General features: G+C 46.7%; 31 protein-coding genes and 1 riboswitch. Of the genes, 8 read left to right on the top strand and 23 right to left on the bottom strand.

All coding sequences use genetic code 11. From position 1 onward, the window contains the following. Positions 1 to 36: 36 nt before the first annotated feature. Positions 37 to 107: riboswitch (Fluoride riboswitch) on the bottom strand. 616 nt (positions 108 to 723) lie between these two features. From katG to CUN85_RS11325, 18 genes are all read right to left on the bottom strand, one after another. Further along, positions 724 to 2,922 (bottom strand): catalase/peroxidase HPI, encoded by a 2,199-nt coding sequence (gene katG / locus CUN85_RS11395; protein ID WP_135390441.1) that lies wholly within the window; start codon positions 2,920 to 2,922, stop codon positions 724 to 726. Then, on the bottom strand, positions 2,915 to 3,082 hold the full coding sequence (locus tag CUN85_RS11390) for a hypothetical protein (RefSeq protein ID WP_328591280.1): 168 nt from the start codon (positions 3,080 to 3,082) through the stop codon (positions 2,915 to 2,917). Before CUN85_RS11390 ends, katG begins: the two co-directional genes overlap by 8 nt. A gap of 174 nt (positions 3,083 to 3,256) precedes the next feature. Continuing rightward, positions 3,257 to 3,928, bottom strand: a complete 672-nt coding sequence (locus tag CUN85_RS11385; RefSeq protein WP_135390440.1) for a peroxiredoxin — start codon at positions 3,926 to 3,928, stop codon at positions 3,257 to 3,259. Between the two features lie 2 nt (positions 3,929 to 3,930). Continuing rightward, positions 3,931 to 4,308 (bottom strand): Fur family transcriptional regulator, encoded by a 378-nt coding sequence (locus CUN85_RS11380; protein ID WP_135390439.1) that lies wholly within the window; start codon positions 4,306 to 4,308, stop codon positions 3,931 to 3,933. A gap of 687 nt (positions 4,309 to 4,995) precedes the next feature. Then, complete coding sequence (locus CUN85_RS11375; RefSeq protein ID WP_135390438.1) at positions 4,996 to 5,202, bottom strand: hypothetical protein; 207 nt, start codon at positions 5,200 to 5,202, stop codon at positions 4,996 to 4,998. A 2-nt stretch (positions 5,203 to 5,204) separates the two neighbouring features. Continuing rightward, a complete protein-coding gene (locus tag CUN85_RS11370; RefSeq protein WP_235856312.1) occupies positions 5,205 to 6,530 on the bottom strand; it encodes a DNA-packaging protein in 1,326 nt (441 codons plus the stop codon). Further along, the gene (locus CUN85_RS11365) at positions 6,454 to 6,888 is read right to left on the bottom strand and encodes a hypothetical protein (protein WP_135390437.1); all 435 of its coding nucleotides are present in this window, start codon (positions 6,886 to 6,888) and stop codon (positions 6,454 to 6,456) included. Before CUN85_RS11365 ends, CUN85_RS11370 begins: the two co-directional genes overlap by 77 nt. Further along, a complete protein-coding gene (locus CUN85_RS11360; protein ID WP_205804444.1) occupies positions 6,861 to 8,093 on the bottom strand; it encodes a site-specific DNA-methyltransferase in 1,233 nt (410 codons plus the stop codon). The genes CUN85_RS11365 and CUN85_RS11360 overlap by 28 nt, the downstream gene beginning before the upstream one ends. A 2-nt stretch (positions 8,094 to 8,095) precedes the next feature. After that, positions 8,096 to 8,380 carry a hypothetical protein gene (locus tag CUN85_RS11355; protein WP_135390435.1) on the bottom strand — a complete coding sequence of 95 codons (285 nt, stop codon included), beginning with the start codon at positions 8,378 to 8,380 and terminating at the stop codon, positions 8,096 to 8,098. Then, on the bottom strand, positions 8,377 to 8,826 hold the full coding sequence (locus CUN85_RS11350) for a hypothetical protein (protein WP_135390434.1): 450 nt from the start codon (positions 8,824 to 8,826) through the stop codon (positions 8,377 to 8,379). Before CUN85_RS11350 ends, CUN85_RS11355 begins: the two co-directional genes overlap by 4 nt. Positions 8,827 to 9,019: 193 nt before the next feature. After that, entirely contained in the window at positions 9,020 to 9,631 is a 612-nt protein-coding gene (locus CUN85_RS11345; protein ID WP_135390433.1) for a hypothetical protein, read from the bottom strand. A gap of 106 nt (positions 9,632 to 9,737) precedes the next feature. Further along, the gene (locus tag CUN85_RS11340; protein ID WP_135390432.1) at positions 9,738 to 10,721 is read right to left on the bottom strand and encodes an ATP-binding protein; all 984 of its coding nucleotides are present in this window, start codon (positions 10,719 to 10,721) and stop codon (positions 9,738 to 9,740) included. A gap of 9 nt (positions 10,722 to 10,730) precedes the next feature. Continuing rightward, positions 10,731 to 10,883: a hypothetical protein gene (locus CUN85_RS13070; RefSeq protein ID WP_167848868.1), complete on the bottom strand. Its 153-nt coding sequence runs from the start codon at positions 10,881 to 10,883 to the stop codon at positions 10,731 to 10,733. Then, positions 10,880 to 11,032: a hypothetical protein gene (locus tag CUN85_RS13065; RefSeq protein WP_167848867.1), complete on the bottom strand. Its 153-nt coding sequence runs from the start codon at positions 11,030 to 11,032 to the stop codon at positions 10,880 to 10,882. Before CUN85_RS13065 ends, CUN85_RS13070 begins: the two co-directional genes overlap by 4 nt. Beyond that, positions 11,032 to 11,292: a hypothetical protein gene (locus CUN85_RS11335; RefSeq protein WP_135390431.1), complete on the bottom strand. Its 261-nt coding sequence runs from the start codon at positions 11,290 to 11,292 to the stop codon at positions 11,032 to 11,034. Before CUN85_RS11335 ends, CUN85_RS13065 begins: the two co-directional genes overlap by 1 nt. Beyond that, the gene (locus CUN85_RS11330; protein ID WP_135390430.1) at positions 11,292 to 11,591 is read right to left on the bottom strand and encodes a hypothetical protein; all 300 of its coding nucleotides are present in this window, start codon (positions 11,589 to 11,591) and stop codon (positions 11,292 to 11,294) included. Before CUN85_RS11330 ends, CUN85_RS11335 begins: the two co-directional genes overlap by 1 nt. A gap of 112 nt (positions 11,592 to 11,703) precedes the next feature. Continuing rightward, entirely contained in the window at positions 11,704 to 11,850 is a 147-nt protein-coding gene (locus tag CUN85_RS13060; RefSeq protein WP_167848866.1) for a hypothetical protein, read from the bottom strand. Next, positions 11,847 to 12,188 carry a hypothetical protein gene (locus CUN85_RS11325; protein ID WP_135390429.1) on the bottom strand — a complete coding sequence of 114 codons (342 nt, stop codon included), beginning with the start codon at positions 12,186 to 12,188 and terminating at the stop codon, positions 11,847 to 11,849. The genes CUN85_RS13060 and CUN85_RS11325 overlap by 4 nt, the downstream gene beginning before the upstream one ends. Before the next feature lie 468 nt (positions 12,189 to 12,656). Between CUN85_RS11325 and CUN85_RS11320 the strand changes: the two genes are divergently transcribed. The 5 genes from CUN85_RS11320 to CUN85_RS11300 all read left to right on the top strand — a co-directional run bounded on the left by CUN85_RS11320 (position 12,657) and on the right by CUN85_RS11300 (position 16,494). Beyond that, positions 12,657 to 12,968, top strand: coding sequence for a hypothetical protein (locus CUN85_RS11320; protein WP_135390428.1), 312 nt, complete (start codon positions 12,657 to 12,659; stop codon positions 12,966 to 12,968). A gap of 75 nt (positions 12,969 to 13,043) precedes the next feature. After that, complete coding sequence (locus CUN85_RS11315) at positions 13,044 to 13,388, top strand: hypothetical protein (protein WP_135390427.1); 345 nt, start codon at positions 13,044 to 13,046, stop codon at positions 13,386 to 13,388. 502 nt (positions 13,389 to 13,890) lie between these two features. After that, a complete protein-coding gene (locus CUN85_RS11310) occupies positions 13,891 to 14,139 on the top strand; it encodes a hypothetical protein (protein ID WP_235856311.1) in 249 nt (82 codons plus the stop codon). 407 nt (positions 14,140 to 14,546) lie between these two features. Further along, positions 14,547 to 15,155, top strand: coding sequence for an imidazole glycerol phosphate synthase subunit HisH (gene hisH, locus CUN85_RS11305; protein WP_135390425.1), 609 nt, complete (start codon positions 14,547 to 14,549; stop codon positions 15,153 to 15,155). A 13-nt stretch (positions 15,156 to 15,168) separates the two neighbouring features. Then, positions 15,169 to 16,494, top strand: coding sequence for an AIR synthase-related protein (locus tag CUN85_RS11300; protein WP_135390424.1), 1,326 nt, complete (start codon positions 15,169 to 15,171; stop codon positions 16,492 to 16,494). 7 nt (positions 16,495 to 16,501) lie between these two features. Here CUN85_RS11300 and CUN85_RS11295 read toward each other — a convergent pair whose 3' ends face one another. Then, on the bottom strand, positions 16,502 to 17,836 hold the full coding sequence (locus CUN85_RS11295; RefSeq protein ID WP_135390423.1) for an NfeD family protein: 1,335 nt from the start codon (positions 17,834 to 17,836) through the stop codon (positions 16,502 to 16,504). A 14-nt stretch (positions 17,837 to 17,850) separates the two neighbouring features. Next, positions 17,851 to 18,618 (bottom strand): slipin family protein, encoded by a 768-nt coding sequence (locus tag CUN85_RS11290; protein WP_394346226.1) that lies wholly within the window; start codon positions 18,616 to 18,618, stop codon positions 17,851 to 17,853. A 364-nt stretch (positions 18,619 to 18,982) separates the two neighbouring features. Between CUN85_RS11290 and CUN85_RS11285 the strand changes: the two genes are divergently transcribed. After that, positions 18,983 to 21,106 (top strand): DHH family phosphoesterase, encoded by a 2,124-nt coding sequence (locus CUN85_RS11285; RefSeq protein WP_135390421.1) that lies wholly within the window; start codon positions 18,983 to 18,985, stop codon positions 21,104 to 21,106. 27 nt (positions 21,107 to 21,133) lie between these two features. Here the strand turns inward: CUN85_RS11285 and CUN85_RS11280 are convergent, their stop codons facing one another. Next, complete coding sequence (locus CUN85_RS11280; protein WP_135390420.1) at positions 21,134 to 21,745, bottom strand: orotate phosphoribosyltransferase-like protein; 612 nt, start codon at positions 21,743 to 21,745, stop codon at positions 21,134 to 21,136. A 55-nt stretch (positions 21,746 to 21,800) separates the two neighbouring features. Continuing rightward, positions 21,801 to 22,280, bottom strand: a complete 480-nt coding sequence (locus CUN85_RS11275) for an NOB1 family endonuclease (RefSeq protein WP_135390419.1) — start codon at positions 22,278 to 22,280, stop codon at positions 21,801 to 21,803. 149 nt (positions 22,281 to 22,429) lie between these two features. On the opposite strand from CUN85_RS11275, the gene CUN85_RS11270 reads away from it, so the two are divergent. Both CUN85_RS11270 and CUN85_RS11265 read left to right on the top strand, forming a co-directional pair. Continuing rightward, positions 22,430 to 23,149: an RAD55 family ATPase gene (locus CUN85_RS11270; RefSeq protein ID WP_135390418.1), complete on the top strand. Its 720-nt coding sequence runs from the start codon at positions 22,430 to 22,432 to the stop codon at positions 23,147 to 23,149. 42 nt (positions 23,150 to 23,191) lie between these two features. Beyond that, positions 23,192 to 23,989: an NAD+ synthase gene (locus CUN85_RS11265; RefSeq protein WP_135390417.1), complete on the top strand. Its 798-nt coding sequence runs from the start codon at positions 23,192 to 23,194 to the stop codon at positions 23,987 to 23,989. Positions 23,990 to 23,993: 4 nt separating this feature from the next. On the opposite strand, the gene CUN85_RS11260 is transcribed toward CUN85_RS11265, so the two are convergent. Next, the gene (locus CUN85_RS11260) at positions 23,994 to 25,298 is read right to left on the bottom strand and encodes a tRNA(Ile)(2)-agmatinylcytidine synthase (protein ID WP_135390416.1); all 1,305 of its coding nucleotides are present in this window, start codon (positions 25,296 to 25,298) and stop codon (positions 23,994 to 23,996) included. Positions 25,299 to 25,317 lie beyond the last annotated feature (19 nt).

Genomic DNA, 25,317 nt, shown 5'->3' with positions numbered 1-25,317 from the left:
TATATGCCAGAATAGTGTACACATTAAACCACAAGCAAATATGTAGAAGTCATCAGCATAAGCGGTTTTGACTTATGGTCAGGGCGGACCTCATCACCTTTATTACAAGGTTCAGACGGCATTAAATAAATAAATTCCGGCCATACTGGTTTTCTATCTTTGAAAGTATCAAAATACTGTCTCTTTTAATTGCAATATAATCAACATAAGGAAGTGAAGGACAAACAGATAGTAGTTTTCTGGAGTTAATTATATTCTACATGTAGTGAAAACCGATGAGTTAAAAATTGTGATAGGCAAGACTTCACAATGCGAGAAAAAAGAGAACCATAACTCCTCCTTAAAGTCAGAATAATTTGATCTGGAGTTTACAATAACCTTTTCTCTTTTAACTTTTCAATAACAAGATCAGCAGTCTCTTCCACTTGCCTCTCCCTAAGACTGTTCTGCGTTTTCAAATAATATTCCTATTGAAGCCTGTCTAAGTTAATGCAAATTTCCTGAAAAAGATACTAAGCAACTCTTATTCTAATTGGAAGAAAAGAGGGTTTTCTAAGGGTACATTGCATTATATAAAAAAATACAGAGGCAGATTAATCATTTGCTCTAAATACTCGTGTTAGGGAAAGGTTCCCTGTGGATTCAATCACCCACACGATATTGAAGGGAACCTTATGGTCAAATGATCATCACCCATTATATGGGAGGAAGTTGATGCTACAATCAGGCGATATCGAAGCGATCAAGGTTCATTACCTTGTTCCACACCGTTACAAAGTCGTTCAAAAACTTCTCCTGGGAGTCCTCACATCCGTAGACTTCCGCCAGGGCCCGCAGCTGGGAGTTCGAACCGAAGAGCAGGTCGACACGGGTGCCGGTCCACTTGAGTTCGCTTGTTGCGCGATCACGACCCTCGAACACGTCTTTGTCTTCCGAGGCTGACTTCCACTCCGTGCTCATGTCAAGCAGATTCACGAAAAAGTCATTGGTGAGCGTCTCCGGCCGCTTGGTGAAAACGCCGTGTTGGGACTGTCCGAAATTGGTATTCAAGACGCGCATACCGCCTATAAGAACCGTCATCTCAGGAGCGGTCAGTGTTAGCAGTTGTGCCCGATCCACCAGCAGTTCCTCTGCAGATATAGAGTATTTGGTTTTCTGGTAGTTGCGGAATCCATCTGCTTTCGGCTCGAGTACACTGAATGCCACAACGTCGGTTTGTTCATCTGATGCATCCGTGCGTCCCGGAGTGAATGGAACAGTTACATCGTGGCCGGCATTCTTTGCCGCTTGTTCGACACCTGCACATCCACCCAGGACGACCAGGTCAGCAAGTGAAACCTTTTTCCCACCTGGCTGAGCGCTGTTAAACTCCTTTTGGATTCCCTCAAGGGTCTCAAGCACATTGGCAAGTTGTTCAGGCTGGTTGACTTCCCAATCTTTCTGCGGCGCAAGACGAATGCGTGCTCCGTTCGCCCCTCCGCGCTTGTCGGAGCCGCGGAACGTGGATGCAGATGCCCAGGCTGTCGAGACTAGTTGAGAGACAGATAGTCCCGAGGCAAGTATCTTGATCTTGAGGTCTGCGATATCCTCCGCGTCGATCAGATCATGATCCACTGCCGGAACTGGGTCCTGCCAGATAAGTTCCTCTTGCGGGACCTCCGGGCCGAGATAGCGCGAGCGTGGACCCATGTCACGGTGGGTCAGCTTGAACCAGGCGCGGGAGTAAGCGTCTGCGAATTCCTCGGGGTTTTCCAAGTAGTGTCGTGCAATTGGCTCGTAGATCGGATCGAACTTTAACGAAAGGTCTGCAGTTGTCATCATGGGTCGGTGCTTTTTGGACGGGTCATGGGCATCGATGATCATGTCCTCTTCCTCAACGTCCTTGGCCAACCACTGGTTCGCGCCGGCAGGGCTTTTGACTAACTCATAATCGTATTTGAACAGGACCTTCAGATAGCCCATATCCCATCGGGTTGGGTTTGGCTTCCATGCTCCCTCAATGCCACTGGAGATCGTATCGCCGCCTTTACCACTGCCGAGGCTGCTCTTCCAGCCAAGACCCTGTTCCTCGATGGGAGCAGCTTCAGGTTCCGGACCAATCAGCGCCGCATCGCCAGCGCCATGGCATTTGCCAAAGGTGTGCCCGCCGGCGACAAGTGCGACGGTCTCTTCATCGTTCATGGCCATGCGTGCAAAGGTTTCTCGAACATCCTTGCCAGAAGCGAGCGGATCCGGATTGCCGTCCGGACCTTCCGGGTTCACGTAGATCAGGCCCATCTGCACTGCAGCCAAGGGATTTTCGAGATCCCTGTTACCAGAATAACGGCTATGAGGCTTGTCACTCGTAGCCAGCCATTCCTTTTCTGAACCCCAGTAGACATCTTCTTCCGGCTCCCAGATGTCCTCGCGCCCGCCGCCAAAACCGAAGGTCTTGAATCCCATTGATTCTAAAGCACAGTTGCCAGCCAGAATCATGAGGTCCGCCCAAGAAATCTTTCTGCCGTATTTTTGCTTGATTGGCCAGAGCAGCCGGCGTGCTTTGTCGAGGTTAACGTTGTCCGGCCAGCTGTTTAGGGGTGCAAAACGCTGATTCCCAGAACCTCCCCCACCGCGGCCGTCGCCCATGCGGTAGGTGCCTGCGCTATGCCACGCCATCCGGATGAAGAGTCCCCCGTAGTGACCATAATCGGCCGGCCACCAGTCCTGGGAGTCGGTCATCAGTTCATAGAGGTCTTTCTTCAGGGCCTGCAGATCAAGTTTCTTGAATTCCTCAGCGTAATTGAACTCTTCACCCATCGGATTGGACTTGGAGGAATGCTGGTGCAGAATGTTAAGATTCAACTGATTCGGCCACCAGTCTCGAATCGGCGTGCCACTGCTGGCATTTAATCCCATTACCGGGTTCTTGCTATCATTATTCATAATTTTTTCTCCTATCGTTGTTTGAATTTATATCGATTAATTTTGATGACATTGAGAGACTTGAAAGATTGCTAGAAGAAGCCGCATCACTTTTCATGTCCGTGTGCCTGAGCTCATCAGCAGCATGCTGTATAAGTTCGGCTGCAGCCTCCTCCTTCATAGGTCCCTTGATGACCTTCGCTCCTACCCAGTACTGGTAATATGCAAGCCATTCATCTTCAAGAGCTTTGTTAGTGATTCTATTAGATCATTGACGTCTACTCAGAGATTGTCAAGTATCTGTATTCCTTCAGTTCCCATTTTTGCCACCTGTTTTTTTTCAATGATACGGTATTTAGGATTGTTTCCTGAAGCACATGAACCAGTCGAGACAGTATGTGTTTTCATCCTTTGACTCCACTCTTTCCTTTGCAACTCCGCATGATCCCGGTGGCGGAATGATGACATCTTCCCCCGGCTGCCAGTTAGCAGGTGTTGCAACACCCTCTGCGTCAGACTTCTGCATGGCTTTAAGCAGTCTCATGACCTCGTCCATGTTCCTTCCGTTTGAGAGCGGGTAGTAAAGTATGGCTCGGATCTTAGCTTTCGGATCAATGAAGAATACTGCTCTCACTGCCTGGGTATCCGAAGCACCTGGCTGAAGCATGCCGAATTTCTTTGCAATGTCCATTTTGAGGTCTTCAATGACAGGGAAAGTCACCTCGATGTTCTTCATCCCCTTATATTCTATCTTTTCCTTGATGGTTCGAAGCCATGCGATGTGTGCGTATATGCTGTCGATGGACAGGCCGATGAGCTGGCAGTTGAGGGCATTGAATTCTCCCTGCATGCTTGCAAATGTCATGAACTCAGTAGTACATACCGGCGTGAAGTCTGCCGGGTGGCTGAACAGGATTACCCATTCGCCTTTGTAGTCTTTTGGGAAATGAATCTCTCCCATTGTTGTCTTTGCTGTAAACGACGGTGCGTCTTCGCCTATAAGTGGCATTGTGCATACTTCTTCCATATTTAATCCTCCTTACATTCTTTACAGAATCCGTAAAAGTTCGTATCTGTAGTCTCTACTTCAAAGCCTTCTATATCCCCCGCTATCTTCAGCGAGTAATCTGTCAGTTCCTCTGATTCGTAATCAGATATCCTCCCACATCCTATGCATATGATGTGATGGTGCGGTACAAGATTTGCCTCAAACCTGGAAACTCCCTTGATATTCACATCTTTGATAAGACCTTTTTCGGCTAGGAACCTCAGATTATTATATACAGTAGCTTTGCTGATCCTAGTCAGTTTTTTCCTGACCCCTTCGTACACATCATCAACGGTTGGATGCCCATCAAATTCCTTGAGGAACTCCAGGATCTCTATCCGCTGATTAGTATATTTGATGCCTACTGTGTCCGTCTGTAATCCTTCCTTCTCTGTTTGTTTTGCCTGGTTGTGCTTATTTTTAACAAATCCTTTTTAATAATAGATACTAATTAATACTTTTTCTTATTTAAAGTTACTTACTGATGAACAGCTCATACTTGTCCGGATAAAAACAAAGTAAGAATATACCACAAGTGTTCTCAGTAATGTTCAAAAAAGAAAAGATGAAGGCAAGTGCAGATTAAAGCCATTCAATCCTAGTGTTCAGTTTATACAATACCCGGAATGCTTTTGCGCCTATGCTGTATACATAAAATAAAAGGGCATCATACGGGGTTGCGATGCCCTTAAGAGGGCTCCTGCCTTCCATTCTACATTACTTGCCAAGTAAACCATCTTGCTTGGGTTGCTAGGAGGTTTTTAGGGGACTTTGCGGTATAAGGTAAGAAGTTGGGCATCATGTTTCACTTATTCACAGGAGGCGGGGAAAATGGAGGAAAAGTATATCCTGAGCAGTTCCGGCAGTGTAACACAAGTTCTGTAAATTACAAACTTCTAGCGTTTTAGAGTTAAAAGTTCATACCAAGAGATTAGTTTTCTATACTGTTTACAAAAATTCAACTTGTAATTTACAGCAAATTCGTTACACTGCCGGGTGGGCTTACCTATACCCTACCAAAAAATTGAAGTATCTGATTCGAATATCTAAACCAACTTATTCAGCTTCAGTTTCTCAATCACAAGCTCCACAGTCTCTTCCACCTGCTTCTCACGAAGACTGTTCTGCGTTTTCGAATAATAATCCGCAATAAAATCTACAGCCTGACTCTTGTTACAATCCTGCTCCCTCATCACCCGGTGAAGTACTGCGGTTGTATTCTTGCTCACGGTTGCATAGAGTTTTGGTCTCATAATTACCTCGGTCTTGTTTTGATAAGTGCTGATATGTTCAATTTCTGTGGTCCGTACCTTGATTTGCTAAGCTCTGACAACGCCCATACAAGTGCATCCACCCTATCCGGACTGCTACCTTCTCCCGGGACCCAGTCACACATCTGATCCTCGAGAGCTGGGAAGGACCCTACATGATGAACCTTGCCTTGCTCGTAGAGAGCACTGATAGGCTCGGCCCTGGTCTGCTTTCCTCGGCTGGCCCTTACTGATCTGTAGGAAATGTTAGGATCAATCGTCCGGAGAGTATACTCCACGAGCTCCCCTCCGTTGTTCACTTCGCCGATGACCCTGTCAGCAGAGTGTTTGTAGTAGGCTGCGATGATCTCCTGAGCCCATTTCTTCGGTGTTGCATGAATGGTATAATCCCCCAGGACATAGTACTCCCCGCGTTCATCCACAGCTGCAACAACTATGCCGGTGTCGGCTGAAGTCTCGCCGGATGTGACCGCTGGGTCCACACCAACAACCATACGTACAAGGTCCGGGGCTTTGGACACTCTGGCATCCTCTATCACCTGCCGGGTCCAGAGTGCATCGGGATTATCGTCCAGGATCTCTGCGTTGAGCTCCTGTCTTCCCAGTCTGGTCCCTTCATACCGACTGATGATAACGTCGATGAAGGCCCGTGCCAGGTTGGACAGGTTCTCATAGGTGGATCCTCTTGTAACATGTGTACTGGAATCGGTCAATAGGGCTTTAACTAGCGGGATTGGCCGAGGAGTTGTTGTGATAGCTGCCCTAGGATCATCTCCAAGCCTTAAGCCAAACTGCAGCATGTCCCATGTCCTGTCCGGGTACTTCCAGGCCGCGATCTCGTCACACCAGGCAGTGTCATGCTGGGGACCTCTCAACCTGTCCGGTTCCTCGGCACTAAAAAGCAAAGCAACCGCACCACTGGGCCAGGTGAGCCTGCGTTTGGATGGCTCGTATACAGGCCGATTCCATGGAGGGCAGACTGACAATATACCGGATTCTCCTTCTACCATCGTGTCCCTGGCATCGGCTGCAGTGGGTGCTACAAGAGCTATCCTACGGGCCTTACCTGACTCTACTCTTTCCCGGACCCATTCGGCTCCTACCCTTGATTTGCCCCAGCCTCTTCCAGAAAGTACCAACCAATACTGCCAGTCCCCTTCCGGAGCAAGCTGGTTTGGCCTGGCCCAGAACTTCCAGTCGTATTCCAGTTGCTGGACCTCTTCATCGCTGATATCACTCAGGATCTTCTGGCGCTTTGAGTCTGGCAGCAATGCTATTGATTCTGCTAGTGATTCTCTCTCTTGTTTCATCGGTGTTTATCTCGACGTTGTTCTGGGTCATGTTGATCTCAACGTCCCGCTTGGCAAACTCGGAAGGACAGCTGCGCTCAAGCCACCATGCTGCAGCCTGCCATGTATGGGTTGCTGCCTTCTGAATGATGGCAACGTTCCTGGCAATGGCCTCCGCCCTGGCCTGCTTGACACGGAGATAGAACTCATGGTGCTGCCCGGATGTTGCTCGTTCGCCAAGCTTCATCCAGTCATAGTAGCTCGACGGAGAGATCCCCACGGCATCGCAGGCGTGAACCACAGGTACACCGGACTTGAGCAGTTTGATGAGCGGATCGGATATCTCGACCATTATTTTGCTGCCCTTTTTTCTTCCCATGTGTATATCTCTCCATTTTTTTTCAGTTCGCAATCTCCGGTCAGATTGACATACCTCTGAAGGATGACATCGACGTACCGGGGATCCAGTTCAACTCCGTAACAGACGCGATTGAGTTGATGTGACGCAATTAGGGTAGTTCCAGATCCACCGAACAGGTCTAACACAATACTTTTCTGCCGGGAGGAGTTGCTGATGGCATTTGCAACAAGGGCCACCGGCTTTGTGGTTGGATGAAGTTCGGAGGCGGAGGGCCTTTCAAATTCCCAGACGTCTGACTGTTTCCTGTCCTCCACCTGGCACAGCCTTGGAGCCCCGTCCTTCCAGCCATACCATATGGGCTCATACTGGGTGTGGTAGTCCTTCCTGGAGAGGACGAGCCTATCCTTTGCCCAGATGATCGTGCTGCTCCAGTGGTAGTTGTTCTCTTTCAGGGAGAGCATCATGTTCCCCCATTCCTGGGCAGACATCACAACGTAGGTGGGACATCCGTCCTTTGAGAACCGGTTCATGCAGCTGAAGCTTGCCATCATGAACTCTTTGAAGTCCTCAGTCTCCATTGCATCGTTCATTATGCTTCGCTGCTTCCAGGAAGGATGTTTTGTAGCTCCATAGTTCACGTTCCAAGGCGGGTCCGTGAAAACCATATCGGCACTTTGCTCACCCATGAGCTTTGCAACCTGGTCCGGGTCGGTGCTATCACCGCAAAGGAGGCGATGATTTCCCATCTCCCAAATATCACCAAGAACTGTCACAGCATCCTCTGGCACCTCCGGTGGTTCATCCTCCACTACTTCAACCGGAGTTATGGATTCGAGCAGATCGTCCACAGCATCCAACGTGTAACCGATCGCTTCAAAGTCGAAGTCAGGGATCTCTGCTATTTCCTGCAGCAGCTTTGCCAGCTTTTCTGTATCCGTTTCTGCCAGTTCGGCCAGCCTGTTATCGGCAATGACATAAGCCACAGCTTTCCCATACGGAAGATCGAGGGTTATTACGGGAACCTCTGTAAGACCAAGCTCCTGGGCAGCCTGGAGCCTTGCGTGGCCTGCTACGACCATGTTGTCGGAAGTGATCAGGATGGGATTTGTCCATCCGAACTCAGACATTGACTTCTTCAGCATGCTAAGCTGGCTTTCAGGATGTTTTTTCGGATTGTTCACAAAAGGTTTTAGGTCAGCTATTGGCTTGTTCTGTACCTGCATGTTCATCCTCTTTTTTTAGTGTTCGAAATATTGGTTTTTTGCGTGTGTTCGATTTTTTCCTGCTTGGAGCTCACTATCTTCCCACTTCCCTGTGTTCTTACCGAGATTGGCAAATTTGAGGCCTTTTCGCTTAAATCAACGGGGATCCTTGACAACCGTACCGTCCTTCCTATGACAACCTTTATCACTTCACCACATCTGGTGCAGGTGACCCTGTCAACAGGCTCTGTGATGTAAATTTTCTCTTTACAATAGATACAGAGACGAGATACCGGGGTGAAGGTCATAATTCCATCCCAATCATTTTCTTTGCAAACCATGCCTTAGCTTCGGTCGCATTCTTGAACTGGAACAAATCAACAATTCGAGGCCAATTCATGTCCAACCTCTTCCACTGAATGAAGAGACTGTCCCTGCTCTCCTCAAAGCGTTGGTTTCTCATTATCTCAAGATAGTCTTCAGCTATACTGTCTTCTTTTTTAGCTGCCTTGTTCTGTAGTTTCCTCTGTTGTTCGATCATTCGTATCTTCACAAGGTTCTGTTCGAGTTCCATAAGCCTCGATCTGGTTTGTGCGATCTCCTCTTCCATGAGCTTAGACGGGACTATTTCAGACAGGCATGCATCAAGACCTTCCTCAAGAATGTCAGTGAACGTTTTTCCATGAACTTCCTTCAGTGATTCAAATAACATTTTTTTCTCATGATCGACATTCAAATGAATATGGACTTTCATTTCTTCTCCTGAAATATAGTGCGGAATTTGTCCTGTTCGCTATGCGTATAGTATGCGTACACATACTATGTGCGTAAAAATAGTATCCACTATTTTTAAATCGCGAAAGTTCGCAGCATATCGTTTATTTTGGGGGTACGGGGGTTTTAGAGTATGCGTATACCATACGCATATACGCATCAGATTAAGACAGTCACACTCCTATATCGTCGGAAGAAGTTAGCTCAGCAGAAAATTGATCAAAGTACTCTTGTTTATCAAAATTAAGTTCAAAAGTACTTTTTAGCACATCCTCCTTGAGAGGTACTGCAGAATCCATCATACAGATCTCTGCAGCGATCTCATCTTCATGGACATCTGAACAGCAGATGACATCGTTCCACTCTTCGAAGATCACTTCTTCATCACAGCTGGTGTACTCTGACATATGAGGATCATCGGCACATAGCTTGAAGAACTGGTCAAAATTGGTAATCCTGCGCTTTGTAGCAGCATCGTAAACACAGAGCTCGATCCTTCCGGGCCCGATGAACTTGAAGTAAGGGGTTTCAAGGACCTTGAGGTAACGCAGGCCTTTCTTGTAATTCTTATCTGGCTTAAATTTAGGATCACCTGGGTTATAATCTGTTACCCATCCATTCTGCTCAAGAATGGAAAGGACACATTCATGTATGTAGAACCTTATTTTCTTTTGGAGCTTCATCATTCCCAGAAGACCAATGTATGCATCTTTGATCGCTGCATTGGCAGGATACACGAACTTTTCCTTTGAAGCTTCTGCATTTAAAGGTAAGTTGGAGTTCATACCTCGGCCTCCCTCCGTTTCCCTGTATCATTGCAGTCAGAGTCCCCTTGATAAGCAGGTATAGTCCCAGTACCTTCACACTTACAGCATATGGTTTGCGTGGGCATCAGACTACCTCCACACCATTGCTGCTGATCTTCATGTCCGCGATCTTTGTCCGGTGGCCAACACTCCTGCTCCTGAAAGCACTGATACGGATGTTGGTGTAGACAGGTTTGCGGTCCACGATCTCGGTCTTCCAGATCTCCTTGGCAGCAAACTGGCTCTTGTCTCCGAAGGGACGGAGGACATGGTTTGAAGCTTTGTTGAACTCACTCTCCGGTTGGTTGGTTACAACAACAATGCCGTTGTTCTTGTAGGCCCAGTTCTTCATATCACCGAAAATTGCAATGAGCTTCAGTAGAGCATCCCCTTTCTGCTTGACACTGAGCCTTGCGTATGATGTCAAGATGGGGAAACCGATGGAATCTACAATGACCACATCCACTGCAGGAAGTTTCTGACATATGGAATCGATCTCTTCGATAACCGGCGTATACTTGTACTCACATCCCTTAAGGCCTGCAATATCTGCTTCTGTAAGGTTTCGTTCGGTATCAAGATAGAATACTTTCTTTCCTGCAGCTATTGCCTCCTTTGCAAGTGCCATAGCGAACTTGGATTTACCACTGCCAGTGTCCCCAAATACCTCTAGGACATCGTTACCGACATATCCATGGATGAGGTCAAGCAACTTTGTTGGTGTAGCGTTATTTTCATAAGATGGTGATGCATTCTCTTCACCAGTGGACCCTTCTGGACAATCCTCCTTGCTTTGGTCGGCGAAAGGTTCGTCTATATCGGGTTCACCACTTTGTTCACATGAACTTCCGATCAGCTTCTTAAGTTCCACGAAGGTCTGGTCGCCTGGGACATCGTATTCCCGGTGATCCTCGACCCATTTGAAAACCTCGTTCTTCTTGAAATCAACTCCCCAGAACACGTACTCTCCAGGGGTTTGGCTGGCCTTTTTCCATACATCAGTACCATTTAGAGTGCCATATCCCATCATCTCAAGGATGGGTACAAGTTTATCTTTATCAAGTCTCATTTTCAAACCTCAGTAAAGTCCATGGGCTTCTCTCATTTCCTGGTTAGATTGCATATGATTCTCGATCCTGCACTTCAGATCGGCAAGCTCTTCCTCAAGAAGGCATATTTTTGCAGACATCTGCACAAGCATCTCATGGATATCCTGTTGGTTGGACATCATTCCACCTCGTATCCCGTATCCTGAAGGATGTTCCTGCACAGCTGCGAACCATTGTAGAGAAGAGTCCCACATTCCGGACAATCCTCCTCTTCAGAGAAATGCGATGCATAGAATTCGTATCCACAGTTGCCACAATACCAGGTTGCCATTACTGAACACCTCTTTTCAGGATATCGTCGATTGCATTCACTACTTCCTCAACGCCTCTGGAAACATCTGCATGAATCAGTTCCCGGATCTCGTCACCATTTTCAAGTCTTCTGGATATCGTGATCTGTGCGTTCGGTTTGATGTTACCTTTTGAATCTACCTCTGCACCGATCTTTGTTGAGATATCGTATCCCTGTGTATAGATGATGCGGGTTTCAGAACCAATCTTTGATACTGGATTTGGCAAGGTATCGTTCATCAGGTATTCCTCCTGAAATCTTTCACTACAATAGGCACCATTCCGGCTTGGGACCACCCTATTCTTGTAACGTTGTTGCATGATGCAAGTTCTGCTGTTGCGACCATGTTCACAAACCTGGATGCTCTGCCGGTTATGACCGCAAATACCTCGTTCTCACCAGAAACTTTGCTGCGAATCCACTGCTGGATCCTTTCCACGTCTGCAGAACCTATGTGTTTTAGGGGATCGTTCTTTGCTCTACCTATGCCGCTTGGCAATCTATCAAAATCGATGTACACTTCAATCTCTTCTGTCATTTGTCTCACTTCCTTTCAGTTGCATGGAAGAGGCCTGCAATATTCAGACCAGTGCTCCGGCCAGGACTTGAACCTGGAAATGAACCTGCTGTCCCGGAGTAAGAGGTGACCTTCAGGGTCTGACCTCCATGTTACATTCCGGGCAGTAGACAGAATTGTCCTTGTAATACCAGTCAATATTAAAAACAAAACCACAGTTGTCGCATGCACATTCTGCAACTATCTGACCGTGTAAAAGAGGCATGTTGTTTATGGTCATGCCGTAGCCTCCGATGATCTCGCATCTTCCATGCTTGTCAGGTCTTCGGCATAATATTCGGCCATTCTCTCGGGAGAGATCTCACGTGTATTTTCATGCCTGCATTCGGAGCATTTCCACCAGGACCGGGCACCAAGCTTTGTAGTGACTCCTGCTTCAATGCATATTGATGTCTCTTTGTGGCACTTGGGACACTGACCTACCCGGTCCAGGGTAGATCTGCAGACATCCATAGCATGGTTGAACCTACGCTCCATATGGCCTTCGCTGAGCCAGTAGCGGTCCTTTGTGGATCCAATCGGTCGGCCTGCATAGCCTCCTCTCTTAGACCAGCCCATGCTCAAGCCCCGCAAGGAATTTAACGCTCAACGCCAATTCACCCATGGCACCAGGGATTTGCGCCAACTCGTCCCATTGTTTCGGTGCCTGGTTGTAGACGGCCAATGCCTTCTCTCGTGCAAAGTCAGATGGCATTGGTCATCACTCCATTCATTTTCAATCTCGCAAGATGCGATTGTATTGTCTTGTATTTCTGTTTCAAGTTTTCACCTCGTCTGTCTGCAGACCTGCTCTTATGTAGTGCCTGGCAGCATCACTCACGTTGAGATACTTTCCAGAACGTACATGCACCAAAATTTGCTCATAGTCGCTGGGAGACATGTTTATGTGTAGTGACCTATACTTGCTAATTATTATCACCTAATTATGACATATACCTTCTGATATTTATATGTAGCTATAACGTCATAATTAAGCTGAAAACTCATAAAAACATATATATGAAATAAATACTACATTATTATGTAATGGCTATCCAATACAAGAAAGAGTCAATCCACGCTACAGTAAGCCCGTACATAAAGAAGCAAGCAGAAGAACTTGTAGAATCTAAGGATTTTAGCAGTATGTCAGATCTTGTCAGCATTGCACTTGCGGAATTCATTGGGCGTTACAAGAGAGAACAGAAAGAAAAGGACATGGAAGTAGAAGGACTACTGTCAACGCTGTCAGAAAAAGACATAACTCCTGCTATGGTAAAGTTACTCAAGCAGGTGTTTGAGGAAGGCAAAGTTTCAAAAGGCTGCAAGCCTGTAATTGTTGATGATATAATAGAATGAATTTTAGAAAGGAATACAACAATTACTTAAGATAGAATGGCAAATAAGTTTTTTAATTTATTCCAGGTGATCAAGATGTATATAAGAACCCCATGTGCAGTGTGTGGTGAGAATTCTTTTCACAACGTTAGAATGCGCCGCAGAACCCTCTTCTTGGGCGACAAGAGAATATCATGGATAATGGGTGCAGATGTAACTGACTCATGCACTCCTGAGGAGCTGGCCAGATCTGCACTGTATGTGCTGGCAGACCATGTATACAATGGGATATCCACCAATGAGCTCTGCAAGATCCTCAAGGAGAAGTTTGGTGTTCTGGAACAGTATTGTTGCGATCTGGTTCAGCAGCTGAAAATTGAGCTGGATATGTACTGTCCGGACAGGCAACATTTGTACTATGTGGAAGCAGTATTTCCATGAACGTTGGTGATATAATCTAGCCAGGAGTTTCATTTCAGCTGGAAAGAATCACTGGCAGTATTTCTCGTTGAATATGACGATTTTAAGAACAAAATTATCTAATTAGAGAGAAGGAAATTTAAATTGATTTGTGGGTTCCGTCTCGGCAACACCCACCGGCCCCGAACCAACCAAATATACTTTACCAAATTTGGCTCTGTAGAAAACCCATAAAAATCGCGATCATCAAGGCAAAACTTGTAACTTAGTTCAATGGCTGGCAGTACATTTGAATTATTATTGAATTTGTTTACCGCCTGAATTTCGAGGATTTCTACAGAGCCGAAAAATCTAAAAATGAAAAATGGAGTAAACAATTGTGAAAGTATGCAAAATCTGTAAATATTATTTAGATGATGCTTTCGACAAAACATGAAACTATCAAACCTGTAAAGAACAGATTTATAACAATCTCCGACTTCTGATTATCGAAGAGATTCAGAACCAAAATAAAAGCTACTTATTGGAAGACGTTGAGGTTCGTGACACGGTCAGCGAAGAGCATCTGGTCAAAGACGTCCTCAGAGAACTCATGGGACATATCTATAATAGAATCACAGTCTCTGAACTATGCAAGATTCTCAAGGACAATTTTGACATTTTGTCCAGATATTGCTGTGATTTTATACAGCGACTTATAATTGAGCTTGACATGTACTGCCCTGATCGAAAACACCCATACTTTGTTGAGGGAAACAAGCAGGTTGCCTAGTCCACAACCCATATACAAGTGCAATTCCGTTTTGTATTGTAGGTTTTTAAGCATATTGCCGGCCCCAACCTCGGCGTTTTCCTAGTGAATAGAAGCCGATTTGAAAATAATAATTACTAATTCTGAGATTAAATATATGTGCTATTAGGTCTTAATGTAGCATTGTGAAAAGGTACGGCATTATAGCGGTAAGCCAATTCCAACAACCAGCATTACAACGATATTGATCGGGAGTTCTATCGCCGAATCATCATCAAATATTTTTCTTTTGGGTCTCAAAAAATACCACCACTCAGAAAAAAAGAACATTGTATATAAATTATGCGATTTGTTTTTGATTTTCATGCAGTCTGTGAAATAATAAATAATCGTTACATTCATGTACCAAAACCCTTCTTTAAATTCTCATGAAAAAGATCGTCATCATCGATTACGGACTTGGTAACCTCAGAAGTGTCCGTAAGGGCCTGGAGCATGCAGGTGCCAGCGTTGTGATATCCAGCGACCCGTCAGAAATAATGAGTGCGGACGGGGTAATAATGCCGGGAGTAGGTGCTTTTAAGGACGCTATGAAGAACATCGCAGGTCTGCTCGATACGATTGATGATTATGTTAATTCCGGAAAGCCAATGCTTGGCATCTGCCTGGGGCAGCAGATACTTATGAGCCGGTCCGAGGAAGGAGGGGAGACAACTGGACTTGACCTTATCAGGGGTGAGGTCCTGAGGTTCCCGCACTCTGACCTCAAGGTGCCCCATATGGGCTGGAACTCTATCACTATGAACCAAAAACATCCTTTTTTTGAAGGTATACCGGATAACACCTATGTCTATTTCGTACACTCCTTCTACGTGGATACCGGGGAAAAGAACACACTTGCTTCATGCGAGTACGGCAAGAATTTCGCCGCATCCATAGTCAACGATGCGGGTAACGTGATAGGCACGCAGTTTCACCCTGAAAAGAGCGGGGATACCGGCCTGAAGATGCTTAGAAACTTTGTGGCAATTTGTTAAAAAGAGGAAAAACATGGACATCGAAGGCTACGCAAAAAGAGGGCTCATTAATAAAGAGTCAGATCTCGAGGAGAAACTCACCTCAAGGATACTGGAAGTAAAAAAGCATTGCAGCACAGAACATGCCCGTAATCTTGCCAGGGCCGCCATAGTGGAAGCAGAGGCTACGATCAATGTCAGCGGTGATGTGCTCGAGCCCACCATATCAGGAGTGACCATGGGGGAGTTCGGTGTCGGTTCAAGGGGCATTGGTGATTTTTATACCCATGAGAGAATAGCAGAGATAATCGGTAAGACCAGTGCCGTGGTTGACACCACCCATCTTGACGATTCGGGTGTTGTCCGGGCCAGAGAAGCCGGAGAATACATCATATTGACCGTTGACGGCATGCATTCCCGTTTAAGCGACTTCTCCTTCCTTGCAGGCTTCCACGTAGCACGTGCGGCCCTGAGGGACGTTTACGTGATGGGCGCAAGACCAGTCGCAATGCTCTCGGACATCCATGTTGCGGATGACGGGGATGTGGGTAAGGTCCTTGATCACATCGCAGGCATCACAACTGTAGCGGAACTTTCAGGGATACCACTTATCACCGGAAGCACCCTCAGGATCGGAGGGGACATGGTCATAGGCGAGCGCATGACAGGCGGCGTCGGGGCTGTGGGTGTTGCATCGGACCTCACTGCACGGGAGCAGACACAGGTAGGTGATGTGATCCTCATGACAGAGGGAGCTGGCGGTGGCACTATTTCCACAGCCGCACTGTACTATGGAAAGCATGAGGTTGTGGATGAGACCATCAACATAAAGTTCCTGGAGGCATGCGAGAAGCTTCTGGATTCAGGCCTTGTGAAACATATCCATGCAATGACAGATGTCACCAACGGCGGCATACGCGGTGACGCAAAGGAGATATCAAGGACCGCAGGTGTCAGGCTCGTGTTCCTGGAGAGGGAAATGAGAAGACTTGTGAACCCCGTAGTACTTGAGATGCTCGAGTCCCTGGAAATTGACTACCTGGGAGTCTCACTGGATGCCCTGCTCATTATCGCCCCGGGAGAAGTGGCTGACAGCATCATGGAAACCATAAGGTCGGCAGGGGTCGGCATAAGCATCATAGGAAAGGTCGAAGAGGGCAGCGGTGCCATGATAGAGATGGACGGGGAACTGAGAGATTTCACCCCGCGCTTCAGGGAATCCGCATATACACCCATCAAGAAAATGATAGGTGAAGAAGAGCCCCGTGATTTCGGGGAGATGCAAAGGGCCGTTGACATGGCAACCCTTGAGGCCATAGCCAAAAAGGAAAGGGTAATAGAAAAAGTGAGGAAAGGATAGACAGGATCTATTCATCCGCACTTTCTGCTTTTTCTTCTTCCACAGGCTCCACGACCAGTACCACACCATCCTTCTCCAGGATAGTAACCTTTTCTCCCTTCTGTATCGACACCCCTGAGCGGGCCTTCCAGTACTCCCCCATGTGAAGTACGTAGCCTTCGATCCCGGGTTCAATGGGCCTGATGACAGTTGCCATCTCACCGATCAGTTCACCGAACTGAGGTTTACGCTTCCTTACTTCCATTACCTTGTACAGGGCAAAGAGCAGGAAGATACCAACCAGGATCGTTGGAGCCACTATTGAGAGCAGGATGGTTCTCTGGAAATCCGCAGGAGTGTAGTTCCCCGGGAAATCCGTAGGAGCAAGCAGTACACTTCCGGCAACTATACAGACAAGCCCTGCAATCCCAAACACCCCGAATCCCGGGGCCTGTAATTCCAGTACCAGCAAACCTATACCTACAAGTACAAGGAAAATTGCCCCGATATTCACGTCAAAGCCGGTGCCGATGAGACCCAGAGCAATCGCTACAATTCCGAACAGTTCAGCCCCGAATCCGGGGTTTGATATCCCGAGTATTATCGCATATATCCCCAACAGCAGCAACAATGAGGAAATGATGGGATTGGATATAATGTTCATGAAGGCAAGTCTGAGAGGAGTATCATAGTTCACTACCGTGGCACCTTCCGTCTCAAGCACCCTGCCCTTGATCTCTTCCCCGTCAACCTGCATAAGCAGATCCTCAACAGAAGGGGATACATACTCTATTACATTATATTCCAGCGCAGTCTCAGCATCAAGGTTCAGGTTCTCTGTGATGAACTCCCGGGCTGCAGTCTGGTTACGCTCATGCTTTCTGGCATTCTCGGTTGCACGCGTTACCAGGGCATTGACGATCTTGGAATCATTGACCGGTTCAGTCCCTCCTGCTGTCATTGTCACGGGCTGGGCAGAACCGACCACAGTGAACGGAGCCATTGCGGCTATATCCGTACTGATGAGTATCAGCGTGCCTGCAGACCAGGCATTGCCACCTTCGGGATACACATATCCTATCACAGGCACATCTGTGGCCGCGATCTGTTCCATAATGTTGAGGGTCTCATCAAGACCTCCTCCCGGAGTATTCAGAGTTATCACAAGTGCTTGGTAACCCTCTTGCTCTGCAAAGGCTATAGCATCAGCAACGATATCATCAGAGACCGGTGTGATTGAATCGGATATCTCGAGCACCAGCACTCTCCGGTCTTCCTGGGCCGTGGTAATACCCGGCAGTAAAGCTGAAGTCACTGTCAAAAATAAAAAGAGAAAAATACAAAACCTTTGCAGGGATCTCATATTATTCCTTCGGCTTAACTTTGCTTTGAGAATGCCTTTGACATAGCTGCGATATCTCCCATATTAGTAGAGCCTGAAACAACTATCATATTCCCTTCTCTGGAGATCTCCGCCAGTGTTTGTAACTCCCTCAGTTTTATGGTTACAGGTACCTGCTCATACAACTTGGCTGCATCTTTCATCTTTTCGGCAGCATTGAACTCACCCTCAGCAAGGATGATACGGGCACGTTTCTCACGTTCTGCCTCTGCCTGCTTTGCAATTGCACGCAACATTGTTTCATCGATGTTCACATCTCTCATGGTCACGTTTGTAACCTTGATGCCCCAGGGATCTGTGTAGGTGTCCAGAAGCTCCTGTATCTGCAGGTTGATCTCCTCCCTTTTGGACAAAACGTCATCCAGCTCTATCTGCCCGATGACATCACGAAGGGTTGTCTGGGACAGGGAGGATGTAGCATACCTGTAATTCTCAACTTCGTTGACTGCCCTTGAAGGATCTATTACCTTATAATAAATAACGGCATCAACTGCCACCGTTACGTTATCCTTGGTGATCACAACCTGCTTGGGTACATCTATGGTGACCACACGAAGCCCCACTTTCACCACAGTATCTACAATGGGGATTATAAAGAACAGGCCGGGACCCTTCACACCGCTCAATCTACCTAAACGGAAAATTACCACACGCTCATACTCATTGACGATCTGTATCGCTTTTGACAGAATTATGAATACAAAGACTGCCACTATCAGAATTAAAAGTTCACCATTGGGCACTATAACACGCTCCTCATTAAAATATCAATAATCAATAAAAAGAGCCTGAATATTAAAAACACATCGGTCAAAAGTTAAATACGTTCTGAGAAGATATATAGGAGATGGGCCTGATATCTTATTTGAGGGGAATGTACACGAAAGTATGATAGCAAATTGTTATCATTGGATCAATAACCTTCAGGCCCAGCAAATAGTAGAACTATTTTATCATTTATTAATGTGATTGATTTTGATGTTAATAATTTCAAACCTCCGCATCAAAACAAGTTCAGTAAACACATTAAAAAGGCAGGGCTTATAAATAGAATAATCATCCAAGCAAAGACATAAATCTAACATATACCATTTAGGACTTGATATAATGAGCGAAAAATGTAATGAGTGCGACGGGAAAGGTTACAATGTCGTCGGCTCAAGTAAGTGCCCCGAATGCAAAGGGGCGGGAAAATCAAAATCCGTAGATCTCATGAAACTTTCACAGAAAGATGTAGACAGCTTTCTCAAAAACGGTTCAAACTGTGACCGCTGTGGCGGAACAGGTGAGGTGGAAACAAGAGATATTTGTATTGAATGTTCCGGAAAAGGCGCATTTTATAAGTGTAAAATATGCGGGAATGCAATAGCAGACCTATACAACGGTGAAGAGGTATGTGCTGGCTGCTCCAAAAAGCAGGTAGTCTATAAGCTTGATGATTCCTGCGATATCAATGAAGTGGAGATCGGGAAATATTACCACGCAGTTGTCAGGAATCTTGCTGATTTCGGGGTTTTCGTCGACCTGAATTCCAACCTCAGAGGACTGATACATTCCAGTAACATAAAAGAAGAACTTAAGGTCGGTGAACCGGTCATAGTCGGTGTCAAGGAGATCAGGCCAAAGGGCAAGCTGGACCTTTTACCCGTCAAGATAAAAGAGTACCAGACCGTAGAGCTTGAGAAGGGTTTGCCTGTTAAACTCGCAACCGAAGTCTCCAAACTCGTTGGAATGAATGTAAAACTGGAAGGAGAGGTCATCCAGGTAAAACAAACCGCAGGACCTACTATTTTCACTATTGCTGACGAGACCGGCCAGGTATCTGCTGCTGCTTTTGAGAGTGCAGGGGAAAGAGCATACCCCCACATAAGCTCGGATATGATCGTCTCCGCCACAGGCGAGATCACTGCCCGTGGTGATAGCGTACAACTTGAGATTAAGAGCCTTAAGAAGCTGAGCGGGCCAAAGGAGTCCGAGATCTTGAAGCGTATAGAGGCTGCACTTGACAGAAGGGCTGAACCTCATGATATTGAGTTCATGGTAGATAGCGAGGTTCTTGAGAAGCTCAGACCGGCCATGATGAAAGTTGCAAAGGAGATACGCAAGGCTGTCATTAAGTCAACTCCTATATTGCTCCGCCACCATGCGGATGCCGACGGAATGACAGCGGCCCTGGCAATTGAAAAGGCAATTCTGCCACTCATACGTGAGGTCAATGGCCAGGACGGGGAATATTATTTCTATAAGAGGGCTCCCTCCAAGGCACCCTTCTATGAAATGACAGATGTTGTGCGCGATATAACTTTCGCAGTTGAGGATGTAGCACGCCACGGCCAGAAGATGCCCCTTGTTGTCAGTGTGGACAACGGTTCCACACTTGAAGATGTACCCGCCATGAAACAGGCCAGAGTATACGGCATCAATATGATAGTTGTGGACCATCACCATCCGGACAAGGAAGTTGATGATTACCTTATCGCACATGTGAACCCCGCACACGTCGGTGGTGACTTCGGCATGACGGCAGGAATGTTGTGCACAGAGGTTGCACGCATGCTGAATCCGGATGTAGAGGCACAGATAAAGCATCTTCCTGCGGTCGCGGCTGTCGGGGACCGCTCCGAGGCAGAAGAAGCGAAGGCGTATATCAGCATGGTTTCCGATGCATACTCCCTGCAGGACCTGAAAGACATGGCCCTTGCCCTTGACTTTGAGGCATACTGGCTCAAGTTCAACAATGGCAAAGGCATACTTGATGATATCCTGAACTTCGGTGACACAAAGGTACACAAAAACCTGGTGAAACTGCTGTGCGAGCAGGCAAACGAGATGATATCCGAACAGATAGACGTATGCATGGCCCATGTGAAGACACAGACACTTCCAAACGGAGCACTGTTAAATGTCCTAGATGTTGAGAACTATGCTCACAAGTTCACATTCCCGCCACCGGGAAAGACATCTGGAGAAGTCCATGACCGCCTGTGTAAGAAATTCGAAGGAAAACCTGTGATAACTCTTGGTTTCGGCCCAGACTTTGCAGTCATCCGCTCAAAAGGGGTCAGGATGAACATTCCGCAGATGGTAAGGGAGCTCCACGAAGAAGTAAAAGGCGGAGGGGTCAACGGAGGAGGACACCTGGTTGTGGGCAGTATCAAGTTCGTTGAAGGTATGCGTACCGAAGTATTATCAAAGCTTGCAGAAAAAGTAGGATCAGTAGAAGTGGATTAACACTTCTCCATCCTTAAATGTAATTATTCAGTCAACCCGTACTATACGGACCAGTGAATTCACAGGTACCTCGGATATGAGCTCCGAACCGCTCTTATCAACAAGAACTGCAACTGCAATCGGTTTTGCACCGGCGCTTCTCAGATGGTTGATAACATCGTTCATTGTGCTTCCGGTTGTGATTACATCATCAACAATAATACACTTCTTGCCATTGATGCTTGAAAAATTCCTGCTGAAGGCACCTCTGTTCTGTGCTTGATCGCTCTGTTCGTTGTATGCATGATAAACCGAAAGTTCCAGTTCAAGTTCATCTGCCATAAGACTTGCAAGTGGAACACCGCTCAGGCCGATTCCTACGACCACATCGGCTTCTGTAGCCGTTTCCGCCATAGTGTCCAGTACCATGTCACAAAGCGCGATACCAATATGCCGGAGCCTGAAAGCACTTTTCCCAATACTGCTCCAGTTTACGGAAATATCCTTGGGAGCAGGAGGGACCTCTTCTTTCTTAGAACGAGTCAAAAGCCAGGTTACCGTATCTCTGGAAACATTCAGTTCATCTGCTATCTGCCTTGTGACAAGCCCGTTCGCCTGTAACTCCACAGCTTTCTGGATCAATTTATCAATATTCTTCATGTGAACCCCGCTAACATAAGATAAGATTCATAGTTCTTATTATATGTGAAAGATGTTATATTTTTCTTTTGCGTCTTTTTCTCAGAGTGGAACCACATACCTGGCAAATGTCCCCTGTATCAAAGCGCCTGCGACATCCGGTGCATTCCTTTTGCCACTGTAGCACGTCACGTATCTCCTTCTGGACCACAGGTTTCACCATGATACCCAGCACTTGCGCAACGTTCTGTACCGCATAATCATCGCTGAGCAACACGGCATCATTCCCATATTCAAGTGCCTTGGAAAGTATGTCAATATCCGTTGCCGATAACTCCTCGACATCCCGTGTACTTTCAGCCACCTCAAGCACCCTTCTTCTCACAACAGGATCCGGCATCTCCACCTTTGCCCCCCCTTCAAGGGCAAGCTCGAATCTCAGCGAAGCTTCCGAACTTCTAAGTTCCCCCACAACAGAACTGACCGTTATGATACTCACAGGATCGATATCCTTACCCATGATAAAGACTGCTGAATCGGCTATAAAGTAGACCATCACCCATATAATGAATCCGACCCTGATTAACTCTTTGGGTACCCACATCCACCGGCATAAGTTGGAAAGATAACTTAAAATACGTATAATAATACAGATTGTAATAGAATATTATATATATTTATGATGTACAATTAAAGTTGATCATAATGAACAGGTTATCTACAGGCATACCCAGGCTTGATAAAAAACTGCAGGGAGGTTACCCCGAGGGAGAATCGATTCTCATAACCGGAGAACCCGGAACCGGAAAGACCATTCTGGGAATACAGTTCCTTCATCAGGCATGCATGGAAGGCAAGAAGTGTATGATGATAGCTACGGAAGAAACTCCTGAAAAGATACTCCTCCATGCAAAACTGCTGGGGTTTGATCTTGAACCTTTCTTTAAGGAAAACCGCTTATCAATAATGCGCATACTTGAGATGAGGACTTCTTACACCGGAATTTCAACGGATGGTTCACAGTATACAGGCATGCATATGGATGACCTTAACAACCTCACGCATTTAATAGCAGATGATGCAGAAGCAATTGTTGTCGACAATATAGGTACGTTTTCAATAGGAACCGATCTTCGGTCTTTCAGGGATAAACTGGAAGAACTTACATATTTCCTCTCAACACAGAAAATGACAGCGTTGTTGATGATGGACAAAACAGCTCATGAGCTGACATACCGGATATCTGAATATTCCACATACGGAACTATCAGGCTAATGGTAAAGGAAAATCCGTACACTGGAAAGATGGAGCGTTTCATGTATATTCCTAAAATGAGAGGTACAAGGATTTCCCTGGATCCTATCATTTATGACATAAGTGATGAGGGCATTAAGTTGTCAACTACCCAGGGTAAAAAAGATTAAGCATTATTGCTGATAGCTCCTAAAGTATACAGGTCAGGTAACATGGACATCAATAAAGCCAAGGATATTGTCGTTAATTTTATCAGGGACAGGGCAGAGGAAGCAGGAGTTAAAGGAGCTGTTGTAGGAATCAGCGGAGGTATTGATTCGGCTTTGACAGCATATCTTACTGTTGAAGCCCTGGGAAAAGAGAATGTGCTTGGGATCCACATGCCCGAACTCAAACTCACCCCGGCAGAAGATGTCCTTGATGCCACAGAGGTGGCAGAACGCCTTGGGATCGAGTTCAAGACCATAGATATCTCCGGCCCCCTCACATCTTTCATAGAGGCCATACCTGACAGCAGGCTGTCCTTTAACCATGCCAACGGTAATCTCAAGGCAAGGATACGCATGTCAATACTTTACTATTATGCCAATATCATAGAGAGGATGGTCATGGGAACAGGTAACAAGACAGAGATACTTCTTGGGTATTTCACAAAATACGGAGACGGCGGTGTTGACCTGGAACCCATAGGAGATCTTTATAAAAGCGAGGTCAGGGAAATGGCATACCTGGTGGGAGTACCTGTGGAAATAATCAATAAACCACCCTCTGCAGGACTATGGGAAGGTCAGACCGATGAAGAGGAGTTGGGGATCAGTTATGAACTGGTCGATAGATTCCTTATGCTGCTGCTTGAAGGTGAGAGCCCGCAGATGGCGCAGAACACACTTGGACTGACAGCCGGACAGCGGGATTCGGTAGTTGCAAGGATCCATGCGAACCTCCATAAACAGAAAGCTCCTCCCGCCGCGGACCTTGACTCGCTCAGAGGGCCCTACATCACAGCCTGAGCTGTCACCTGCCAGGGAAAAGGGGTGTATCCGGGGTCTTAAACCTGATAAGGGGTTTTGCAAGATGTCGCCTGGCGCATGATGGCACTTCATAGAACCCCACTGCAATAGTTCTTTCCAGGCACACCGTTTCAGGGACCTGTGCGGTTGTTCCGCATTTTCTGCACCGATATCCCTGCTCTGCACCTGCGGATTTCATCCTCTTCCCGCAGGAGGGACATTCGGGATTCCTTTTTTCACTCACCTCTGCAAGAGACAGGATATTTATCTTCTCGATATTGAAAGTCCCGTCCATGACACTGCCATATACAATGACCCGGTCTCCGGGAATCAGTCTGCGGACAACATCCCTGAAGTTCTTTGTCGGCTCAAAGGCTGCACAATCAATGGTCTTCCCCCAATCATCGCTTAACACGAATATGGAATGCCCCCCTTTGATAGTATGTGCAACAGTCTCAACGATCCCTTCCAGAATATAGGAATGCATACCGTGCACATCATCAACACCGGCCGCATGGATCAGATGCATATCAGTTCCCTGGTTCGTCCTGTAGATGCACGAACGTTCGATCTCCTCCGACCGAACGATTCCCACAGCCTCTGTAACTGCCTGCCTGCTATTTCCCCTGATACCAAAAAGCACGGGATCGGGAGAACGGGGCACACATACCACTATTTTGTTGACCCTGTCAACGGAGTCCCATGTCTCAGGATATGTGCAATTGTCAGCCTCATAGAGAGATTCGCTGTCGACAAAGCGCGGAGTACCCCACATCTCCTTCTTTCTGTATGTAAGGTACTCATAAGTATGATCCCAGCCCGGGTTCAGCATGGCTCCGCATGCAGCAAGTGCACCAATGAGCCCCCGTCCGTTCTTGAATGCCCTGTAAGTCAGGCCAAGTTTGCCTGCAACTGCTTTTGCCTCATCTATGGTAATAACATCCCTTACAGCCCGTCTGAAAAATTCATCCAGTTCGGGTTTCACTCCATCGAAATCATCCCCGAGCACAAAAACAACACCCGGGTTTGTGTTCTCACAGTCCATTCTGGCAAAAGAAGCTATTCTTGAGATCACATGGCCGATGACCCGTGTCGGGTCATGGCACTCCACACTGATCGCAACGGAAGCATTACCCCTTGTCTTATAGGGGATCGTAGGGTTCAGGCGGACAAGCAGAAGATCACCTGCCTGTTCACAGGATGATGAAAGTTCATCTGCAATAAGGGCTCCGAGATATGTTGTACACATACCGTCCCTGGAATCGGTATCATCGAGTCCGATGATTATTTTTATCATATCGCCGCTCATCGAATCACTAACACATGAT

This window comes from Methanolobus halotolerans (genome assembly GCF_004745425.1).
Taxonomy (GTDB): Archaea; Halobacteriota; Methanosarcinia; order Methanosarcinales; family Methanosarcinaceae; genus Methanolobus; species Methanolobus halotolerans.
This window is presented reverse-complemented; position numbering and strand designations above follow the sequence as displayed.

Coding starts and splice junctions, on each gene's coding strand:
- CUN85_RS11385 (WP_135390440.1), bottom strand. CDS start 3,928: ATGGAAGAAGTATGCACAATGCCACTTATAGGCGAAGACGCACCGTCG.
- CUN85_RS11370 (WP_235856312.1), bottom strand. CDS start 6,530: ATGAAACAAGAGAGAGAATCACTAGCAGAATCAATAGCATTGCTGCCA.
- CUN85_RS11320 (WP_135390428.1), top strand. CDS start 12,657: ATGGCTATCCAATACAAGAAAGAGTCAATCCACGCTACAGTAAGCCCG.
- CUN85_RS11335 (WP_135390431.1), bottom strand. CDS start 11,292: ATGAACGATACCTTGCCAAATCCAGTATCAAAGATTGGTTCTGAAACC.
- CUN85_RS11270 (WP_135390418.1), top strand. CDS start 22,430: ATGAACAGGTTATCTACAGGCATACCCAGGCTTGATAAAAAACTGCAG.
- katG (WP_135390441.1), bottom strand. CDS start 2,922: ATGAATAATGATAGCAAGAACCCGGTAATGGGATTAAATGCCAGCAGT.
- CUN85_RS11265 (WP_135390417.1), top strand. CDS start 23,192: ATGGACATCAATAAAGCCAAGGATATTGTCGTTAATTTTATCAGGGAC.
- hisH (WP_135390425.1), top strand. CDS start 14,547: ATGAAAAAGATCGTCATCATCGATTACGGACTTGGTAACCTCAGAAGT.
- CUN85_RS11330 (WP_135390430.1), bottom strand. CDS start 11,591: ATGACAGAAGAGATTGAAGTGTACATCGATTTTGATAGATTGCCAAGC.
- CUN85_RS13060 (WP_167848866.1), bottom strand. CDS start 11,850: ATGACCATAAACAACATGCCTCTTTTACACGGTCAGATAGTTGCAGAA.
- CUN85_RS11315 (WP_135390427.1), top strand. CDS start 13,044: ATGTATATAAGAACCCCATGTGCAGTGTGTGGTGAGAATTCTTTTCAC.
- CUN85_RS11360 (WP_205804444.1), bottom strand. CDS start 8,093: ATGCAGGTACAGAACAAGCCAATAGCTGACCTAAAACCTTTTGTGAAC.
- CUN85_RS11365 (WP_135390437.1), bottom strand. CDS start 6,888: ATGGGAAGAAAAAAGGGCAGCAAAATAATGGTCGAGATATCCGATCCG.
- CUN85_RS11275 (WP_135390419.1), bottom strand. CDS start 22,280: ATGGTCTACTTTATAGCCGATTCAGCAGTCTTTATCATGGGTAAGGAT.
- CUN85_RS13065 (WP_167848867.1), bottom strand. CDS start 11,032: ATGGCAACCTGGTATTGTGGCAACTGTGGATACGAATTCTATGCATCG.
- CUN85_RS11375 (WP_135390438.1), bottom strand. CDS start 5,202: ATGAGACCAAAACTCTATGCAACCGTGAGCAAGAATACAACCGCAGTA.
- CUN85_RS11280 (WP_135390420.1), bottom strand. CDS start 21,745: ATGAAGAATATTGATAAATTGATCCAGAAAGCTGTGGAGTTACAGGCG.
- CUN85_RS11295 (WP_135390423.1), bottom strand. CDS start 17,836: ATGAGATCCCTGCAAAGGTTTTGTATTTTTCTCTTTTTATTTTTGACA.
- CUN85_RS11345 (WP_135390433.1), bottom strand. CDS start 9,631: ATGAACTCCAACTTACCTTTAAATGCAGAAGCTTCAAAGGAAAAGTTC.
- CUN85_RS11325 (WP_135390429.1), bottom strand. CDS start 12,188: ATGGGCTGGTCTAAGAGAGGAGGCTATGCAGGCCGACCGATTGGATCC.
- CUN85_RS11340 (WP_135390432.1), bottom strand. CDS start 10,721: ATGAGACTTGATAAAGATAAACTTGTACCCATCCTTGAGATGATGGGA.
- CUN85_RS11285 (WP_135390421.1), top strand. CDS start 18,983: ATGAGCGAAAAATGTAATGAGTGCGACGGGAAAGGTTACAATGTCGTC.
- CUN85_RS13070 (WP_167848868.1), bottom strand. CDS start 10,883: ATGATGTCCAACCAACAGGATATCCATGAGATGCTTGTGCAGATGTCT.
- CUN85_RS11300 (WP_135390424.1), top strand. CDS start 15,169: ATGGACATCGAAGGCTACGCAAAAAGAGGGCTCATTAATAAAGAGTCA.
- CUN85_RS11260 (WP_135390416.1), bottom strand. CDS start 25,298: ATGAGCGGCGATATGATAAAAATAATCATCGGACTCGATGATACCGAT.
- CUN85_RS11390 (WP_328591280.1), bottom strand. CDS start 3,082: ATGAAGGAGGAGGCTGCAGCCGAACTTATACAGCATGCTGCTGATGAG.
- CUN85_RS11355 (WP_135390435.1), bottom strand. CDS start 8,380: ATGACCTTCACCCCGGTATCTCGTCTCTGTATCTATTGTAAAGAGAAA.
- CUN85_RS11350 (WP_135390434.1), bottom strand. CDS start 8,826: ATGAAAGTCCATATTCATTTGAATGTCGATCATGAGAAAAAAATGTTA.